Source organism: Flavobacterium odoriferum (assembly GCF_025499515.1).
GTDB classification, from domain to species: domain Bacteria; phylum Bacteroidota; class Bacteroidia; order Flavobacteriales; family Flavobacteriaceae; genus Flavobacterium; species Flavobacterium odoriferum.
The window spans coordinates 91165-109720 of sequence record NZ_JAMKFA010000007.1 but is presented as its reverse complement, the minus strand read 5'-3'; the positions used below and the strand labels follow the sequence as shown (position 1 = coordinate 109720).

23 protein-coding genes and 1 tRNA gene are annotated in these 18556 nt (G+C 29.9%); 14 read left to right on the top strand and 10 right to left on the bottom strand.

Annotation, left to right across the window (positions count from 1 at the left end):
• Positions 1–16: 16 nt before the first annotated feature.
• Positions 17–90 (bottom strand) — tRNA-Arg (locus M9Q43_RS06435).
• A 69-nt stretch (positions 91–159) separates the two neighbouring features.
• Here M9Q43_RS06435 and M9Q43_RS06430 point away from each other — a divergent pair.
• A complete protein-coding gene (locus M9Q43_RS06430) occupies positions 160–672 on the top strand; it encodes an adenine phosphoribosyltransferase (RefSeq protein WP_262318133.1) in 513 nt (170 codons plus the stop codon).
• Here M9Q43_RS06430 and M9Q43_RS06425 read toward each other — a convergent pair.
• The 4 genes from M9Q43_RS06425 to M9Q43_RS06410 form a co-directional block, all read right to left on the bottom strand.
• Entirely contained in the window at positions 669–809 is a 141-nt protein-coding gene (locus M9Q43_RS06425; RefSeq protein WP_262318132.1) for an SsrA-binding protein, read from the bottom strand. The genes M9Q43_RS06430 and M9Q43_RS06425 overlap by 4 nt on opposite strands.
• A gap of 61 nt (positions 810–870) precedes the next feature.
• Positions 871–2580 (bottom strand): M56 family metallopeptidase, encoded by a 1710-nt coding sequence (locus M9Q43_RS06420; protein ID WP_262318131.1) that lies wholly within the window; start codon positions 2578–2580, stop codon positions 871–873.
• A gap of 1 nt (position 2581) precedes the next feature.
• Positions 2582–2941: a BlaI/MecI/CopY family transcriptional regulator gene (locus M9Q43_RS06415; RefSeq protein ID WP_262318130.1), complete on the bottom strand. Its 360-nt coding sequence runs from the start codon at positions 2939–2941 to the stop codon at positions 2582–2584.
• A gap of 100 nt (positions 2942–3041) precedes the next feature.
• A complete protein-coding gene (locus tag M9Q43_RS06410) occupies positions 3042–4268 on the bottom strand; it encodes an MDR family MFS transporter (RefSeq protein ID WP_262318129.1) in 1227 nt (408 codons plus the stop codon).
• A gap of 84 nt (positions 4269–4352) precedes the next feature.
• Between M9Q43_RS06410 and M9Q43_RS06405 the strand changes: the two genes are divergently transcribed.
• The 3 genes from M9Q43_RS06405 to M9Q43_RS06395 are packed head-to-tail and all read left to right on the top strand — an operon-like array spanning position 4353 to position 6338.
• Positions 4353–4943 (top strand): DUF1684 domain-containing protein, encoded by a 591-nt coding sequence (locus tag M9Q43_RS06405; protein WP_262318128.1) that lies wholly within the window; start codon positions 4353–4355, stop codon positions 4941–4943.
• Positions 4936–5583, top strand: a complete 648-nt coding sequence (locus M9Q43_RS06400) for a TatD family hydrolase (protein ID WP_262318127.1) — start codon at positions 4936–4938, stop codon at positions 5581–5583. Before M9Q43_RS06405 ends, M9Q43_RS06400 begins: the two co-directional genes overlap by 8 nt.
• Positions 5584–5615: 32 nt before the next feature.
• Positions 5616–6338, top strand: coding sequence for a tRNA threonylcarbamoyladenosine dehydratase (locus M9Q43_RS06395; protein WP_262318126.1), 723 nt, complete (start codon positions 5616–5618; stop codon positions 6336–6338).
• A gap of 36 nt (positions 6339–6374) precedes the next feature.
• Here the strand turns inward: M9Q43_RS06395 and M9Q43_RS06390 are convergent, their stop codons facing one another.
• The 3 genes from M9Q43_RS06390 to M9Q43_RS06375 all read right to left on the bottom strand — a co-directional run bounded on the left by M9Q43_RS06390 (position 6375) and on the right by M9Q43_RS06375 (position 9532).
• On the bottom strand, positions 6375–6824 hold the full coding sequence (locus tag M9Q43_RS06390) for a hypothetical protein (protein ID WP_262318125.1): 450 nt from the start codon (positions 6822–6824) through the stop codon (positions 6375–6377).
• A gap of 20 nt (positions 6825–6844) precedes the next feature.
• Positions 6845–7870, bottom strand: coding sequence for a GyrI-like domain-containing protein (locus M9Q43_RS06385; protein WP_262318124.1), 1026 nt, complete (start codon positions 7868–7870; stop codon positions 6845–6847).
• 258 nt (positions 7871–8128) lie between these two features.
• Entirely contained in the window at positions 8129–9532 is a 1404-nt protein-coding gene (locus M9Q43_RS06375; protein WP_262318122.1) for a T9SS type A sorting domain-containing protein, read from the bottom strand.
• 61 nt (positions 9533–9593) lie between these two features.
• Here M9Q43_RS06375 and M9Q43_RS06370 point away from each other — a divergent pair, with 61 nt between their 5' ends.
• The gene (locus tag M9Q43_RS06370; RefSeq protein WP_262318121.1) at positions 9594–9977 is read left to right on the top strand and encodes a nucleoside triphosphate pyrophosphohydrolase family protein; all 384 of its coding nucleotides are present in this window, start codon (positions 9594–9596) and stop codon (positions 9975–9977) included.
• Positions 9978–10028: 51 nt separating this feature from the next.
• Here the strand turns inward: M9Q43_RS06370 and M9Q43_RS06365 are convergent, their stop codons facing one another.
• Positions 10029–11096: a branched-chain amino acid aminotransferase gene (locus M9Q43_RS06365; RefSeq protein ID WP_262318120.1), complete on the bottom strand. Its 1068-nt coding sequence runs from the start codon at positions 11094–11096 to the stop codon at positions 10029–10031.
• Between the two features lie 274 nt (positions 11097–11370).
• Here M9Q43_RS06365 and M9Q43_RS06360 point away from each other — a divergent pair, with 274 nt between their 5' ends.
• The 5 genes from M9Q43_RS06360 (at position 11371) to M9Q43_RS06340 (ending at position 14264) form a co-directional block, all read left to right on the top strand.
• On the top strand, positions 11371–11862 hold the full coding sequence (locus tag M9Q43_RS06360) for a DUF4920 domain-containing protein (RefSeq protein ID WP_262318119.1): 492 nt from the start codon (positions 11371–11373) through the stop codon (positions 11860–11862).
• A complete protein-coding gene (locus M9Q43_RS06355; protein ID WP_262318118.1) occupies positions 11862–12326 on the top strand; it encodes a hypothetical protein in 465 nt (154 codons plus the stop codon). The genes M9Q43_RS06360 and M9Q43_RS06355 overlap by 1 nt, the downstream gene beginning before the upstream one ends.
• 37 nt (positions 12327–12363) lie before the next feature.
• On the top strand, positions 12364–13206 hold the full coding sequence (locus M9Q43_RS06350) for a tetratricopeptide repeat protein (RefSeq protein ID WP_262318117.1): 843 nt from the start codon (positions 12364–12366) through the stop codon (positions 13204–13206).
• Positions 13207–13272: 66 nt separating this feature from the next.
• Positions 13273–13938 (top strand): tRNA (5-methylaminomethyl-2-thiouridine)(34)-methyltransferase MnmD, encoded by a 666-nt coding sequence (gene mnmD, locus M9Q43_RS06345; RefSeq protein ID WP_262318279.1) that lies wholly within the window; start codon positions 13273–13275, stop codon positions 13936–13938.
• Positions 13939–14069: 131 nt separating this feature from the next.
• Positions 14070–14264, top strand: a complete 195-nt coding sequence (locus tag M9Q43_RS06340; protein WP_262318116.1) for a hypothetical protein — start codon at positions 14070–14072, stop codon at positions 14262–14264.
• Between the two features lie 39 nt (positions 14265–14303).
• Here the strand turns inward: M9Q43_RS06340 and M9Q43_RS06335 are convergent, their stop codons facing one another.
• On the bottom strand, positions 14304–15245 hold the full coding sequence (locus tag M9Q43_RS06335) for a LysR substrate-binding domain-containing protein (RefSeq protein ID WP_262318115.1): 942 nt from the start codon (positions 15243–15245) through the stop codon (positions 14304–14306).
• 97 nt (positions 15246–15342) lie between these two features.
• Between M9Q43_RS06335 and M9Q43_RS06330 the strand changes: the two genes are divergently transcribed.
• From M9Q43_RS06330 to M9Q43_RS06315, 4 genes are all read left to right on the top strand, one after another.
• Positions 15343–15822: a Dps family protein gene (locus tag M9Q43_RS06330; protein WP_262318114.1), complete on the top strand. Its 480-nt coding sequence runs from the start codon at positions 15343–15345 to the stop codon at positions 15820–15822.
• Between the two features lie 77 nt (positions 15823–15899).
• Entirely contained in the window at positions 15900–16190 is a 291-nt protein-coding gene (locus M9Q43_RS06325) for a hypothetical protein (protein ID WP_262318113.1), read from the top strand.
• 64 nt (positions 16191–16254) lie between these two features.
• Positions 16255–17850 (top strand): SulP family inorganic anion transporter, encoded by a 1596-nt coding sequence (locus tag M9Q43_RS06320; RefSeq protein ID WP_262318278.1) that lies wholly within the window; start codon positions 16255–16257, stop codon positions 17848–17850.
• An 11-nt stretch (positions 17851–17861) separates the two neighbouring features.
• Positions 17862–18545 (top strand): carbonic anhydrase family protein, encoded by a 684-nt coding sequence (locus tag M9Q43_RS06315; RefSeq protein WP_262318112.1) that lies wholly within the window; start codon positions 17862–17864, stop codon positions 18543–18545.
• The last annotated feature ends 11 nt before the right edge of the window (positions 18546–18556 follow it).

The following is an 18556-nucleotide window of genomic DNA, read 5'->3' as shown; positions in this document are numbered from 1 at the left end:
ACGCTTTAGTATTTTGTGACCTCGACTGGATTCAAACCAGTAACCTTCTGAGCCGTAATCAGATGCGCTATTCAGTTGCGCCACGAGGCCTTAATGCGGGTGCAAATATAGAGATAAATGTGTAAATTGCAAACCAATTAAAGAAAAAATATATAAAAAATGAACTTAGAAAACTATATACGTGATATTCAGGATTTTCCGAAGCAAGGAATTGGATTTAAAGATATTACTCCTTTATTAAGTAATCCTGAAGCAACTTCTGTCTGCTTAGAATTGTTAGCCACTACTTTAGCTGATAAAAATATTAATAAGGTAATAGGAGTTGAGAGTCGTGGCTTCTTTTTTGGCATTTTATTGGCTCAAAAATTGAATGCAGGGTTTGTTCCTGTTCGTAAACCTAAAAAGTTACCTTTTGAAACAATTAGTGCTTCATACGAATTAGAATATGGTACCGATACTTTAGAAATGCATATTGACGCTATTCAAAAAGGGGATAAGGTTTTAATTCACGATGATGTTTTAGCTACTGGAGGTACTGCAAAAGCGGTTTGTGAGTTAGTAGAGCAGTTAGGTGGCGAAATTGTGCAAATGAATTTCTTAATGGAATTATCGTTTTTAAACGGAAGAGAAAAATTAGGTAATAAAGATATTTTTGCAGCAATTACTTATTAGTCTAACGATTTTACCGTTATCCAATAACGATAAGCAATAACTGCTTTCTGCCATTTTTTTGCATAAATAGGATCTAAACCTTGTTTGGTAAAACTAGGTAAAAGTGCTTTATTAAGTTTGGCTAATATTTTAAACATCGATTTATTTTTGGCAAATATAGTAAAATAAAAATCCCGAGTGAATCGGGATTTTTTATTATTATTTGGTTTTTTTGATTTCTTTTTTCTTAATCTCAATTCTGTTTGGAGAACTATTTTTTCTAATATTAACAGATTCAATTTCATTAGTTTGTGTTTTTTCAACTTCTTCTTTTGAAACTTTTTCTCCGTTGATGTAATATTCGGCTGATGATTTTTCAATTTCTTTCTCATAAACCTCCATTTCTTTTTCAAAGACCTTCATTTTTTGTTCAAAAATTTTCATTTCTTCTTCAAATTTTTTCATGTCAGGTTCTTTTCGTTTTATTTCCTTTTCATAAACTTCCATTTTTTTCTCAAATTCTTTCATTTTAGGCTCTATTGATTTCATCTTTTTCTCAAAAGAAACCATTGCTTTCTCATACTTTTCCATAGCCTTTTTATCATCCATATTTGAAGGAAAATCTGGAACTTCTGGAAAATCTGGCGGAGTTGGTGCGTCCATCAAATCTTCAAAAGGATGACTTGGTGGTGTAGGTGGAGTTGGTGGTTCAGGATAATTTACTTCATCAGCAACGTTGTTTGAAATTTCTTCAAAACCGCAAGTAACATTATCATCTTTATCAGAATTAATAAAAATTTTAATAGCTTCAATAGGTTCAGTTGATTTTCTTTCAAGAATTTCAACGTAGCTTTTTCCTGAGTCAAATAAGAGTTTTATTTCTATTATTTCGCCTTTTTTATTTCGCTTTACTTTTGAAATTTTAAGTTTGTGTTTTTCATCTGAAAAAGTCTTTTCTAATTCACGCAACTCTTTGTCAGTGGTATTTTTGGTTAAAATTGAAGAATAATTAGAGGAAACCGCATAATTAGTTTCTTCAATTTTGCTTTCCTTCACTTGGGCTACCGTTTCAATTTGAAATAATAACATAAAACCTACTAATAGCGGAAGAATGGTAGCATACTTCCAAGCATTTTTTTTGTGGGATTGATTTGTGTGTAACATAACGATTCGTTTTTTGATTAATGATTGATAAAATTGATTAGTAATACTTAAGTCGTGTTGATGAGTCACTACTTTTAATAAGGTTTTTTGATATAAATATTTATTTTCTATTTGTTGAAAAGTTTCGTTATCGGCAATAAATTCGAGGTTTTGCAACATCGCTTTTCGGTAGAACCAAATGATTGGGTTTACCCAAAATATAGCACAAAACACTTTTCCGATTAACACATCAAACGAATGTTTTTGTTTCACATGAATGCTTTCGTGCGTTAAAATATGTTGTAATTCTTCTTCGGTAAACATTTCTTTATTAATGACGATGTAACTAAAAAATGAAAAAGGATTTTCGGCTGAATTTGAATCTACTAACGTATAATCGCTTTCTTTTTGCTTGTTTTGTTTTTGAATTCTTTTGAAAAATGAAACTAATTCCATCCCAATCTTCAAAATAATTAAAATAGAAATTACGATGTAAGCCGACATTAAAATCAATGACCAATCAATGGTTTCTTGAACGGGAATTTCTACTTGACTATAAGTTAAAGGAATTGATTCTTCATAAACTTCAGGTAATGGAGTTGGTTCTATCCAAATGGTTTTGGTAAACGTTACTAAAGGTAAAATCAATGACAATACTAATCCCGACAAAAAATACCAACGATTTGGAGTGAAAAAGGTTTCTTTTCGTAGGAAAACAACGTACATCAAATAAAACAGAATGATAAGTCCGTTTACTTTTACGAAATAAATTAGTAGATTTTCCATACTATTTTTTTTCTTCGATTAAGGCTAAAATCTCGCGAAGTTCGTCTGCCGAAATCTTTTCTTCTTCAGCAAAAAAGGAAACTAAATTTTTGTATGAACTATTGAAATAGTTATCAATAGCAGTATTCATAAAGGTTTTTCGGTAATCTTCAATCTTAACGATAGGGAAGTACTGATGCGTTTTTCCGTAAGCATTGTATCCCACGTATCCTTTTTCTTCTAAATTACGAACAATAGTAGAAAGGGTATTGTAATGGGGTTTATCTTCGGTAATTTCTTCCATGATGTCTTTTACAAAAGCTTTTTTAAGCTTCCATAAAATGTGCATGATTTCTTCTTCTTTATTCGTTAGTTTTTGCATAGTCATAAATTTGTCATTCTGAGCTTGTCGAAGAACAAACCTAAAACTATTTTTTTAGTTATACAACTATTTTTATAGTTATTTAACTAAATTTTTAGTTTTATAAATTATGGGGAGCTTCTTTATCAACTAATTTTATAGTCCAAAAGAAGAGTGAAACACCTATAATACCTAGTGTTCCCATGAAAAACCAATTGGCTTGGTAGCTAAAAATATCAATCATTTCCATTCCAGTTTTAGCACTTAAAATGTGAGCTAAACTATAACTCATGGTAAAAATCGCCATGTAACGGCCTTCATGACCTTTAGGCGCACGACTCATGGCAAACGAATTAGAAAAAGGAAATGCAAACATTTCGGCAAACGTCATAAATATCATCATGATAATTAAAATACCAGCCCAATTGTTTATTAAAAGTAAGTAGATACTAATTGCCATTGCTAAACAGCCATAAGTTATGACTTTTAGTTTATTTATTTTATGTCGCTCAATATAGCTTACAATTGGCATTTCTAAAAAGAAAACTAAAATACCATTTAAAGTTAATAGTAAACCAGTTTGAAATTCACTCAAGTTAAATTGTTCTTTATGATACAACGGGATAGTGGTGAACAATTGGAAAAATAAGATTCCTGTAATTAGTGTTCCTGTTAAAAATATCCAGAAAGGTTTGTCTTTAAAAACAGAGTGTGTTAACACTTCTCCTGGTTGTTTTGTATCAATAAATTTAGATTTTTTCTTCTCTTTTACTTTAATCCAAAATATTAAAATAGCAATAATACAACTAGCACCATCTACCCAAAACAAACCTTTGTATCCCACGCTCATAATTAATAACCCACCAAGAGCGGGTCCAGCAGCAAAACCTAAATTAATGGCTAACCTTACTAGTGTTAACGCTCGGGTTCTGTTTTCGGGTTTTGCATAAGCACCTAAAGACACAAACATGGCAGGGCGAAACATATCGGCTACTACCATAATTAGAAACATAGCTACTAATAAACCTTCAAAACTTGTAATAAATTGTAATCCAAAAAATGCAAATCCGCTAGTTAGTAAGCTGAATATCATTATTTTATAAAAGCCAATTTTATCAGATAGTTTTCCTCCCAACCAAGAACCTAAAATCGATCCACAACCAAAACTCACCATTATCCAACCCACTTGGCTGTATGAAAAGTTCAAATCTTCCTTCAAATATTTTGATAAGAAAGGAAGTACCATTGTACCAGCTCGGTTGATAAAAGTAATTAGTGTAAGTATCCAAATTTCGCGAGAAAAACCTCTGAAATTGTCGATATATTTGTGGAAGGCGCGTTTTAACATGGCTTTATTTCTGCTGTAAATTTACGAAAGGCATACGTAATAAAATGTTATAGAAATTATATATTTTTGTAAAAATTGAATCTGATGAAAAAAATACTAGTTTTACTTTTTTGTACGCCTTTAGCTTTTGCTCAAAAAGACTTGTCTTCGGCTGAAAAATTTCAAACCGAACTGAATAAAAGTTATGCGGATTCATTGAAAAGTCCTTTGATGAAAGACGATTTAAAACATTTTCAAGGTTTAGATTTCTTTTCTTTAAACGAAAAGTTTATTGTAGAAGCGACTTTTATTAGAACCAAAAAGGAAAAGCCTTTTGGCATGAAAACAACAACTTCGAGAACTCCATTGTACAAAAAATATGGAGAATTACACTTTGAAATTGATGGTAAAGCATTAAAACTAAATGTGTATCAGAATGTAGATTTGAATAAAAAACCAGGTTATGAAGATTATTTATTCCTACCATTTTCTGATTCAACTTGCGGAAAAGAAAGCTACATAGGTGGAAGATATGTTGACATGAGAATCCAAAAAGGTAGAACTTGGACTATTGATTTCAATAAAGCTTACAATCCGTATTGTGCCTATAATTATGAATATTCTTGTCCGATTGTGCCTTTAGAGAACGATTTGGATATCGAAATTTTAGCTGGAGTAAAGAAATTTCATGACTAAATTTATAAACTTACATACGCACAAATTTTCGAATCTTTCGGATGTGATTGAAGTCGTAAATCAATATCCGTGGGAATTTGACGCTTCGATTCCTAATTACTCTATTGGAATTCATCCTTGGTATATCGATGAGAATCGTTTAGAATCAGATTTAGAAATCATCAAAGAAAAACTGCAATTATCTGAATGTTTAGCACTTGGCGAATGTGGTTTAGATAAACGAATAGAAATTCCATTAGACTTACAAATATCCGTTTTCAAGAAGCAATTAGAAATTGTAAGGCTCACCAATAAACCTATAGTTTTACATTGTGTCGCGGCTTATGATGAAGTAATTGCCATCAAGAAAGAAATGAAAATAGAAAATTCAATGATTATTCATGGATTCTCAAAAAATGAGCAAGTGGCGAAAACGCTTTTAGATAACGGATTTTATCTTTCGTTTGGAAAATACTTACTTCGTAATCAAGATTTAGAAAAAGTATTTACCTTTGCACCCGAAAATCAAATTTTATTAGAAACCGATACGATTGAAGAATCCATTTATGAAGTGTATGAAAAAGCGGCTTCGATAAAAGGAATTTCGGTAGAGGAAATGAAAACTATCGTTTTTACTAATTTTTCAAGGATTTTCAGTTAAACAATTAATCAATTTAACGATTCAACACTGTTATGGCAAAGTGGAAAGAACGCGCAGTTTTATTATTTAAAGAAGAAGGCATTCAAAAACTTGAAAATGCAAATGTTTTGGTTGTTGGATTAGGTGGTGTAGGAAGTTTTGCTGCCGAATTTTTAGCTCGTGCTGGTGTTGGTTCTATGACTATTGTTGATGGAGATGTGGTGGATATTACCAATATTAATCGTCAATTACCAGCTTTGCATAGCACGGTTGGTGAACCAAAAGTAAAAATTGTTGGAGATCGTTTGATGGATATTAATCCGGAATTAAAATTAACACGCATTGAAGAATTTTTATCTCCAGAACGCGCATTTGAATTAGTAACACCAGAATTTGATTACGTTTTAGATTGTATTGACAGCTTAACACCAAAAATCAATTTGATTGTGGCTTGTAAACGTAAGAAAGTGAAAGTAATCAGCAACATGGGAGCTGGAGGAAAGTTTGAAGCCGAAAAAGTTCGTGTAAAAGACATCAGTAAAACCGACTATTGTCCTTTAGCGAAACAGGTAAGAAAGCGATTAAAATTAGAAGGAATTTCAAGCGGTGTTAAAGTAGTATATTCTTTTGAGCGACCTGATTATGATAGTGTAAAAATGACAGATGGTTCTAACTTTAAGAAGTCATTTTATGGAACGAACAGTTGGATGCCCGCTTTGTTTGGTTTACATGCTGCAGAAACGGTTGTAAAGTATATGATAGGAAAAAATAAGTGATAAAAAAAGGACATTTTAAAATGTCCTTTTTTTATTTTATCTAGAAGTTCTTTGTGTGATGTCTTCGTTATATTTATCGTAAAAAGTTTGTAATTTTTCAGTATTTAAATTTCCTTTTGAATCTAATACTTTTTCTTTAATCAACCATTTTATTAGTTTTTGCATGTTCTTTTTAGAATTCATTCCTAATCCTGAAATAACATGCTCCACACTTGTAGTTTCTACTTTTACTTTAGCAGTTAAAAAATTTAAAATAATATAATCATCTTCATTATATTGACTCGTTTCATTGTCATGCCATTTGAAAAGTAAAATTTCATCATCGCTTTCTATTGAATAAAACGAATGTTGTAAAATGTTTATTTTCTCATATTTTAAAATTGGTGTTCCATCTAAAAGAACTTTATCATCTTTAATTTCAACTTCTTGCGCATTTATAAAAGATCCAATTAGTATAAAGGCAATTGATAAAAAAAGTTTATTCATTAGTGTAAAATTTAAAATAATTATTGATTTGTATTAGTTGTTGTACCTTCTACAGGTGTTGTAATTTCTTGTTCAGTTTCAACTGGTTTTGGTTTTGGAATGTAAACTCGTTTTTTTATTGGTACATAAATTTCAGTTACCCACTTAGAAGGTTTACGTTCTTTTGGTAAACTAACTTTATAAATTTCAATGTGTTTACCAGTTCCGTCTTCAACCAATTTCTTCTCTTTTATGTATGTAGCTGTTTTTTTCCAAGCTTCTTTATTGTGAGAATAATCTCCAACTAATGTTGTTTTAACTGCTAAGAATTCATCAAAATGTCCTCCAGAAATTTCACTACCTTCTGTAGTTAAAATTTCTTCTTCAACTGGAACACACATTGCAAAAATAGTTTGATTGTCTACTGTGTTTTTATTTTCGTACACAATGAATGGCAAACCTGTAATTTTAATATCATTTTTTTCTACAAATGACAACATGTTTTGTAACATTGTTTTTGATTTTTTCTGAAAATCTGCAAGCGCACAAGTATCTATTTGCTGAATGTAGTTTGTAGTATGTTTGGTAACTAAACCATGTACTTTAATAGTGTAAGTAGTTAGTTCTTTTACTAAATAATTATCAATATTGTTTAAACCTTCATCTAATTTATCGCCTAAAACATTATCAACGCCACCTTGTAAAACACTTAACATTTTTAGATTAAAATCTAATTTCCCGTTAAGTTCCCATGTGATTAAAGTTCCGCTTTTTGTTTTTTGAAATTGTAATAGCGATTTATTTTCTTCATTATTTACAATTATATTTTGCAATAATGAATCAGTAGAAGTTGATGTGTTGTTTTTAAAAACAGCTTCATTTTTGTCCCACGGATTCCAATCGGCTATAGTGGTACTATCAGAAACAAAATTAAAAACTATGTCTTTGGCTACTTTAATTTCTTTTGTACGTTTTATTTTGTAGTCACTAGGCTGGGTAGCTACAAAAACAATAAACGCTACACTAAAAAGCAGCAATAAAAGTAAGACATATTTTAGAATTCTCATTTCGGACAGCTTATGTTGTTCAAATATAGCAAATTAATCTTTCATCAAAAACTTAATAAGAAAAAGCAGACAAATAAAAATGATAAAACCTATAAAAATAGAATAAGTTCCTTTATAAAAAGGTTTTAAAATTTTTAAATCTTTGCGATAAACCAATATCATTGTAATTACAAAAGCAATAATGAAAAAAATCGCAAAATAGATTTGGCCTGTTGTGAACATATTTATATATTAAGAGATGCAAATATAGCTATATCATTAGTTTTTTAGTATTTTTTTAGTGTATATATTTCCGTTATTATGTGTTATTTTTAGAAAATAAATTCCTTTTGAGTAATTTGAAAAATCAATTGTAAGCGATGATGTAGTTGACAATATTCTCCCGTTTACATCAGTTATTGTGATCTGATTAATTTCAAAATCACTTTTATTATCTATATTCAAAATTGATTCAACTGGATTTGGATAAATTTCAGCTTCGTTTTTAGAATATAAGTTTGCTGAAAGTGTTGTGTCAATTGTATACGCACCACCGTTTGGACTTGAAAATGGAGGAGTTGGCTGCCATTTTTCATAATCGTTTCCAAAAACGACAGTTTCATCTTTAATTTTATTCAAATTCCCAAAATTATCTTCATTAAAGCTACTTTGACCTGTAAATGAGTTTTGTAATACCCAATTGCCACTTATTTTTTTATAGAATAAAGTAATGTTTTTTCGTTCCATCGACAAAATGTAATATCCTAATGCAGAAACAATCATTTTATTATTGTATACATTAACTGAAGCTTCAAAATAATCACCAATGGCATGTTCTAAAAAACTATCATATATCCAGTTGTTAGATATAAAATTATAAATATCGATTTTTCTTTCTGTAGGAATTGGAGTTGGATCACCATCTCTTGATATAAAAAGTTGATTGTTAGAATAGTTGACTTTTAAATTTTTATTGTTTCCTAAATTTCCAACATTAAACTCATTTGATAAATACCAAGATCCACTAACTTTTTCATAACTAATAACAGACGATTCATTCGTTGCAGTATTTAGGTTTGTTGTAATTAAAAAATTATTTTCAATATCAATAAAATCACCAAAGTTTTGATTGTAGTTTATAGTTAAAATCTGATTGAATGTAAAAGTGTCTCCAATTTTATCAAAAACATAAATTGCCCCATTTGTATTATAATTTTTTGAGCCAATAAATACTTGATTGTCATAAAAAGAAATATATGTTCCAAAATTTTCTCCCGAGCTTAAGCTTGAGGGTTGAATTTTTGATATATATGACCAAGTAGAACCAGTTTTTTTGAAAACATAGACTGCACCTCCATTTGGTATGTTAGTTGAATTATTTTGGCTCCCAATGAATAGAAAATCATTGTCGATTTCTATTGCATTGGTATAATTTTCACCAATTTCTGGTGGTAATATTATTTGATTTTGGACAAAACCAGTAGAAGTTTTTTCAAAGGCATACAATCTAAAATTGCCTGTAGGCGGAACTGCATCAAACCCTCCAACGATAAAATCATTATTATGATGAGCAAGCGAATTTCCAAAACTAAAAATACTAAATTCATTTATTGGAGTAATTCTTTCAAGAACTTGACCATAAAAATTAATTGTTGTTAATAATAATAAAATAACTTTTTTCATTTTAAAGTTTTGTTTGGATAGTAAAATATACTTTTAGTAAGTAATTAATTAAAGTAAAGTTATGCAAAAACAATTAAACGCTGTAAAATTATTTCACGAAACCTATGGATTAGGTGTAAGTACTGAAATGAAAGCCGATTTAGGTAAACTTAAAAATGAACTTCGTTTTAATTTAATGAAAGAAGAAAACGAGGAGTATTTGGAAGCAGTAGAAAATAATGATATTGTAGAAATAGCGGATGCACTTGGCGATATGTTATATATTTTATGCGGAACTATTTTAGAACATGGTTTGCAACATAAAATTGAAGAAGTTTTTGACGAAATACAACGCTCAAATATGAGTAAACTTGGTGAAGATGGAAAACCTATTTATCGTGAAGATGGAAAAGTAATGAAAGGGCCAAATTATTTTAAACCAAATTTTTCTGCCATTTTAAAATAAAAAAATGCGATTTCAATTTGAAATCGCATTTTTTTATTTAAGTCTAAATTCTTAGATTTTAACTGTCCATCCAAAAGTATCTTCAGCTAATTTGTATTGAATATTAGTTAGTTTTTCTTTAATTTCCAAAGCCATTGAGTTTTCAATTTTTGGTAATTCATAATAAGTATCTTTATATGAAAAACCTACAATTGGATTAATAACAGCAGCTGTTCCGGCACCAAAAATTTCTTTTAACGAACCATCTTTTGCGGCAGCAATTAATTCATCCACTAAAACTGAACGAACTTCAACATTAATATTTTCTCTTTTAGCTAATTCAATTACACTTTTTCGTGTTACACCATCTAAAATACGCTCACTTGTTGGTGCTGTAAATAAAGTATCATTAATTCTAAAGAAAACATTCATTGTTCCAGCTTCTTCTAACTTAGTATGCGTTGCATCGTCAGTCCAAATAATTTGTTGGAATCCTTTTTCGTTTGCTAATTTTGTTGGATAAAACTGTGCTGAATAATTTCCAGCAGCTTTTGCAGCGCCAATTCCACCATTTGCAGCTCTACTAAAATGTTCGGCTATAATTACTTTAACTTCACCCGAATAATAAGCACGAGCTGGCGATAAAATAATCATAAATCGATATTCAGACGAAGGTGCAGCAATAACACCATGTCCAGTTGCAATCATAAAAGGTCTAATATATAAGGTGTTTCCTTTTCCTTTTTTTACCCAATCCTTTTCAATTTCTAAAAGTTTGTGTAAGCCGCCCATGAAAACATCTTCAGGAACTTCTGGCATTGCCATTCTTGAAGCACTTTTATTAAAACGGTGAAAATTTTCATCAGGTCTAAACAACCATACATCATCTTGCTCGTCTTTATATGCTTTCATTCCTTCAAAAATAGCTTGCCCATAATGAAATACTTTTGATGATGGATCAATCATAAAAGGAGCGTAAGGTTCTATAACAGGTTTTTGCCAAGCTCCGTCTTTATAGTCACAAACTAACATATGGTCAGTGAATACATTTCCAAAAGTTAGATTTTCAAAATCTACTTCATTAATTTTTGACGAAGCAGCCGAAATAATTTCAATTTCGCTTAAAGTTTTTAATTCCATCAGGGATAATCTGTTATAAATTAGATATTCAGCAATAAAATGGCTAAATTTTATATATTAATTGCAAATCTAATAAAAAAAAGAAGTTTTATTTTTACATAATTAAAAATAATTATCAACAACTGAGAAATCAATAGCTCAATATTCTTGTAATTGACGATTTGAATTAATAATGGAATTAAATAATTAATTGAATGACTTATAATTCTTTTCTTTACTCGATGTAAAAGTAAAAAAATATAGTTAATTTTGTTGAATAAACACTCTTAAAAAAATGAAAAAAATACTTGTTCTTGGCGTAATGGCGTCATTATTTGTGAATTGCGAACAAAAAAAAGAAGTTGCTCCAGAAGTAGCAAAAGTTGAATATGCAAAATTTGGTGATTCAATTTCGGTTGATGACGCTTTGTCTACAGACGAAATGATGAAGAAATTTGCCGATTTAAAAGAAGGTGATACGCTTGAAGTTAAATTCAAATCGGAAATTAACGAAGTATGTCAGAAAAAAGGTTGTTGGATGACATTAGACTTAGCTGATGATAAAGAAGCTTTTGTAAAGTTTAAAGATTATGGCTTTTTTGTTCCTAAAAATGCGCAAGATAAAGAAGTTGTTGTAAATGGTAAAGCGTTTGTAAGCGTTGAAACCGTTGATGATTTAAAACATTATGCCAAAGATGCTGGAAAATCGCAAGCTGCAATAGATAGTATTACTGAACCAAAAGTAACGTATTCATTCATGGCTGACGGTGTTTTAATTGCTAAATAATGAAAAAAGTACTATTAATAGTTTTCGGATTATTGCTTTTTTCTTGTGAGAAGAAAGTTGGCGATACATCAGAAAAAGCAACAGATAAAGAAGCTTGTGCAACAGATTCAACTTTGAATAAAGATGGATTTGAAATGTATGAAATGTCAGAAATGGCTGCGCTTATGGAACAAATGTATGTTGATAATGAACGTTTAAAAGAACGAATTGTTAAAGGTGATACAATTGGTAAATTTCCGCAACATTTTATCAAAATTCATAAAGCAGTAATGACTGATGAAACCGATAAGGATGCTTTTTTTAATGAACAAGCGGCTAAATTTATCAAAGCGCAAGAATTGATTTATGAAGATCCAAAAAACGCTAAAGAACATTTTAATAACGGAATCGATGCTTGTATCAAATGCCACGAAGTAAAATGTGGAGGACCAATTCCAAAGATTAAAAAGTTATATATAAAATAATATATTTTGAATAAATAATTATAAATAAGATTAAGCTATGAAGATTTTTTATTTAATCATAATGTCTTTTATTTCTTGTTTTTGTATTGCTCAAAATAAGTTAGATTTTAATTCAAAATTCACACAAAGTGAGGATAAATGGATTGCTTTTGATGCAGATTCAACAGGTTCGTATAATTTTGGGTTTATTTATATAGACTCACAAGCTGGATTAACATTTGACTATGCTGGTTCTTTCAAAATCAATAAAGAGGGTAAATATATTCTTAAAAAGAAAGAATTAGATGGCGCAATGAAATACAGACTTCAACCAAATAATGTGCTTGTTGCTATTATACCTGAATCACATTATATTGAATTAGAAATTTCAAAATTTCCAGAATGGTTAAAATTTTATAAAGAAGACGAAAATACAATTGAAAGGCTATATAAATGGGGTTATATGTATAATGGTTGGGGAGAGTGTGCCAAAGCATTAGATTTTTTAGAAAAAGCTAAAATGATAAATCCTAATTTTAAAGGTCTTCGTGTTGAATTAGGATATTCATACAACTGTTTAGGTCAGTATGAAAAAGCTATTGAAGTTTTGAAAGTAGCTGTAGAATTAGATCCTAATGATGCTTATACAAGTAAAGAGTTGTTATATTCTCAAATACATAATAATCAACTCAATCAAGCTATTGATACTTATGATAGAATTTTGAAAGAAGTATCTGATAACAGCTATAATACTGAGAATGCTTTTAATATTTTAGGAGAATATTATCGTCAAAAAAAATTAGATGCGTTTATAGATTGGATAAACAAAACACAAATTGATAAGGATAAAAGATTTGGTCCATCAGTTGAACAAATGAAAAAAGATCTACTTAATAAGTAGTTTATCTTAAACAATAAAAATTAAGGTTTGAGTTTTCTTAAACCTTTTTTTATGCTACCAAATCCAATGAAAAGAGAAATTATAATTACTGACGATGGTTCAACCACAATCCGAATTCCAGAATGGGATGAAAATTACCATTCTACACATGGTGCAATTCAGGAGGCGAAACATGTTTTTATAAAAAACGGATTGGATTTGTTTCAAAATAAGGATTCTATTTCGATTTTAGAAATTGGATTTGGTACAGGTTTAAATGCCTTTATCACTTTTTTAGAAACTTTAAATAAAGAAAAAGTAAATTACGTTGGAGTAGAAGCCTATCCAATTTCTGCTGAAGAAGTACTTCAAATGAATTATGTTTCTGAATTACAAGCGGCAGATTTTAAATCAATTTTTGAAACAATGCATAATTGCAGTTGGGAAATTGATAATCTAATAACAGCTAACTTTAGTTTAACAAAAAGAAAGCAGTTTTTTCAGGATATTGAAGATAAAAATCAATTCAATTTAATTTATTTTGATGCTTTCGGATTTCCATTACAACCCGAATTGTGGAGTGAAGTTATTTTTAAAAAGATGTATGAAGCATTATTACCAAATGGTGTTTTAGTTACTTATGCATGCAGAACGCCAATAAGAAAAGCGATGCTAAATGCTGGATTTTCAGTTGAAAAACTACCTGGTGCTCCAGGAAAACGTGAAATGCTTCGAGCAACAAAAAGACTGTAATTTTTCGTGTTAAATAAAAATTTAGCAAAAATTTAGCATTTTTTTTATCAACTATATCGTTTTCGAAACATTTTTTGTTTAACTTTACAATAAGTTCTTATCACTATTCAAACCAATAAAATAGTATTAATATGCCCCGAGCAATGTTTTCTTACACCAAATCTATTTTGGAAAGAGTGAGTTTTGATGCAAAATTATTCTGTAAAGAATTAGAAAAAGCAATTAAAAATTTACTTCCATACGAAATTGAGCAATTAAGAGAGTGGCTTTTACAGTTCACTGAAGAAAAGCCCGAATTAAGACAATGTTTAATCTATATCAACTAAAATAAAAGTCCCGTTAAATGCGGGACTTTTTTTGTTTTATTATTTTTTGTTTTTTGGACTTATAATTTCTACATCACTAAATGCAATTGCACCTCTAACAACTCCCGATATCACATCGCGTAAAGCATTAATAATATGGATTTTTAATTCATTTTTTGGGTAAATTAAACTTACTTCTCTTGCTGGTTTTGGATCTTTGAAAGGTCTAAGTTTTAATTTGTTTTTTTCGTTCAAATCTAATGTATGCAAATATGGTAACAAAGTGGTTCCCAAACCTTCATCAGCTAATTTGATTAAAGTTTCAAAACTACCACTTTCCAATTGAAAATGACTATCTACAATGTATTTGTTGTTTTTGCACAAGTTTAAAATTCCGTTTCTAAAGCAATGTCCGTCTTGTAAAAGTAAAATTGTGTCTAAATCAATGTCTTCGATAGTAATTTCTTTTTTGTCAAAACTGTTGTGATTTTCAGGAATGTAAGCAACAAAAGGTTCGTAGTATAAAACAATTTCTTTTAGATTTTCTTCTTCCAATGGCGTTGCAGCAATGGCACAATCTAAATGTCCGTTTTTTAATCGTTTGATGATTTCTTCTGTGGTTTGTTCTTCAATAATTAAATTAACTTTTGGATATTTCTTAATAAAATTATTCAAAAACATAGGTAATAATGTTGGCATCACCGTTGGAATAATCCCAACTTTAAATTCTCCACCAATATATCCTTTTTGTTGGTCTACAATATCTTTGATTCTTCCTGCTTCATTGACTATGTTTTTGGCTTGGTTTACGATTTTTTCACCTACTTCAGTTAATAAAATTGGTTTTTTACTACGGTCAAAAATTAAAATAGACAGTTCGTCTTCTAATTTTTGGATTTGCATACTTAAAGTAGGTTGTGTAACAAAACATTTTTCTGCTGCTAAAGTGAAATTTTTGTATTCGGCCACTGCCAAAACATAGTATAATTGAGTAATAGTCATTGTATTGATAATTTTGATGCAAATATAAAAACAATCAATTAAATTTATAGGAATTGGTTAAGGTATTTTGTAAATTTGAGATAGAAAAACAAACAAAATGAAAACAAATAGTTTAGGATTGCCAATTAAAGAATCGGAAGAATTAGTAAATGAATTGAATGGTTTATTATCTAATTTTCAGATTTATTATCAAAATTTAAGAGGTTTGCATTGGAATATTCGCGGAAAACGTTTTTTTGATTTGCATTTAAAATTTGAAGAATTATATAACGATAGTCAGATTAAAATTGACTTAATTGCTGAACGTGTTTTAACATTAGGAGGAACACCATTGCATACTTTCGCCGATTATATTGAAAACAGTAAGTTGCAAATTGGAAAAAACATTTCTAAAGATGTAGAAGCTATTCAATTGATTTTAGAGTCATTGAGTGTTTTGTTACAGGTGGAAAGAGTCATTTTAGCCAAAGCAGCCGATATCAACGACGAAGGAACAAATTCGATGATGAGTGATTTTATTGCAGAGCAAGAAAAGACCAATTGGATGCTCAAAGCTTGGATGGAAGAAGAAATTTAATAGTAAAAACCACTTTAGAGTGGTTTTTTTATAAAAAAATTAAGATATTTACCCTTCAGAAATAGTATTTTCGCCACATGAAATTTTTGGTAAACATAGTTTTATTCATTTTTATTACTTTTTTGTCTACGCCAACACTAGTTGGTATGATAGATGATAAAGTAGATACATCCTATTTTTATAGTATGTGTGAAGAAGAAGAAAATCATGCGCCATTTAATGAAATAAAATCGATTCCGTCAAATCATTATTCTCTTTTAAATATAGATTTAGAAGAAAGTAAAGCATTTGATATTTCTACAAAACATGATGTAGCATTTTTTAACTTAGCGCATCAGATTTTTTCACCACCTCCCAATTTAATATAATACATTTTAAATTTTTTAGCGCTTCAATCTTTGAAGTGTAGTATTAATGTATTTATATTATTTTATGAATAATCATTCTATTTTTTCCAATGTAAGAGGAGATCTTGCAGCTGGACTTGTTGTATTTTTAGTGGCTTTGCCATTGTGTTTAGGAATTGCATTAGCATCTGGTGCACCATTGTTTTCAGGTATTGTTTCGGGTGTAATCGGTGGTGTAGTTGTTGGGTTTCTTAGTAATTCCTCATTGAGCGTTACGGGGCCAGCTGCTGGATTAACAGCTATTGTTTTAACTGCAATTACCGATTTAGGTGGATTCGATATCTTCTTAGTAGCAGTAATTTTAGCGGGATTAATCCAAATTGCCTTAGGTTTTTTAAGAGCTGGAAGTTTTTCTAATTATTTTCCTACCAGTGTAATTGAAGGAATGTTGGCAGCTATTGGAATCATTATTATTCTAAAACAAATTCCGCATGCTTTCGGTCACGATGTTGACAATGAAGGCGATTTCTTTTATATTGAAAAATCAGGTCATACTACATTTGATACTTTGATAGAATCGATAAATTATATTCATACAGGAGCATTAATTATTGCACTTTTATCGTTAGCTATTTTAATTACTTGGGAAAAAGTTCCCGCTTTAAAAAATATAAAAGTAGTTCCTGGCGCTTTAGTTGTTGTTGTAGTAAGTATCTTATTGAATGAGTTTTTTATTCAATCAGGTTCAAGTTTAGCGATTGTTACCCAAAATCATCTAGTAAGTTTGCCTTCGTTTACCGAAATCAGTAACGGATTTGCATTGCCAAATTTCACATCATTAACAAATGAAAAAGTTTGGATTGTAGCCGTAACTATTGCTGTTGTTGCATCTATTGAAACATTATTATGTATCGAAGCAACCGATAAATTAGATCCATATAAAAGATTTACCGATACGAATAGAGAATTAAAAGCACAAGGAATTGGTAACATGCTAAGCGGTTTATTAGGTGGTTTGCCTATGACATCAGTTGTTGTTCGTTCCTCAGCCAATATAAATTCTGGAGGTAGAACTAAATTTTCAACTATTTTTCATGGATTTCTTTTATTTACTTTTGCTCTTTCCATTCCGTTTATTTTAAATAAAATTCCTTTAGCGGCTTTAGCAGCGGTTTTATTAATGGTTGGATATAAATTAGCAAAACCAAGTGTGTTTGTTCATTTATGGAATAACGGATATTCGCAATTTATTCCTTTTGTAGTTACAGTAATTGCAGTAGTTCGTATTGATTTGTTAAAAGGTGTTGGAATTGGTTTAGCAGTAAGCGTCATTTTTATTTTATACCAAAATTTAAAAATCGCCTATTCATTTAAGAAAGAATCGTTTAATGATGGCGATGTAATTACAATCAAATTAGCACAGGAAGTTTCCTTTTTAAATAAAGCAGCTATTAAAAGTACATTGGCAAGTATTCCAAATGGTTCAAAATTGATTATTGATGCTTCAAACACCAAATACATTGATTTTGATGTTGTGGAATTAATTAAAGATTTCAGAAATGTTAAGGCAGAAGATAAAGAAATTGATTTAACATTAAAAGGTTTCAAAGACCAATATAACTTAGATAATACAGAATTTAAACATGTAAAAATTAAAGATTCGAAAGAAGATACAAAATAATATAACTTACTATGAAAGCACATAACAAAGAAACACAAGCACAAATGACACCTCGTAAAGCATTACAATTTTTACAAGAGGGAAATGATCGTTTTATAAATAATTTAAAAGCCAATAGAAATTTATTAGAACAAGCAAACGAAACTCGCGATGGACAATGGCCTTTTGCTACAATTTTAAGTTGTATTGATAGTAGAACTTCTGCTGAATTAATTTTTGACCAAGGATTAGGTGATATTTTCTCGGTAAGAATTGCTGGAAATATTGTAAATACCGATATTTTAGGAAGTATGGAATTTGCTTGTAAAGTAGCGGGTTCTAAACTAATCGTTGTTTTAGGACATTCTAAATGTGGCGCTGTAAAAGGAGCTTGTGACCATGTTGAAATGGGTAATTTAACAGAGTTACTATCTAAAATTCAACCTGCAGTTTATCAAGAAAAGGATACAACTGATAACAGAACTTCAAAAAACAGCGAATTCGTTGAAAACGTCGCAGAAATCAATGTGAAACGAAATGTAAAAAACATCATTGAAAGAAGTTTTGTTTTAGAGCAAATGCTAGAAGAAGGTCAAATCGGAATCGTTGGTGCAATGCACGATATCGAATCGGGAAAAGTAATTTTCTACGATGATGTCATGTACATTAAAGACGATTTGAATCCTGAATTCACAGTTGCAGCATTAAGACACTAAAATAAATTTTT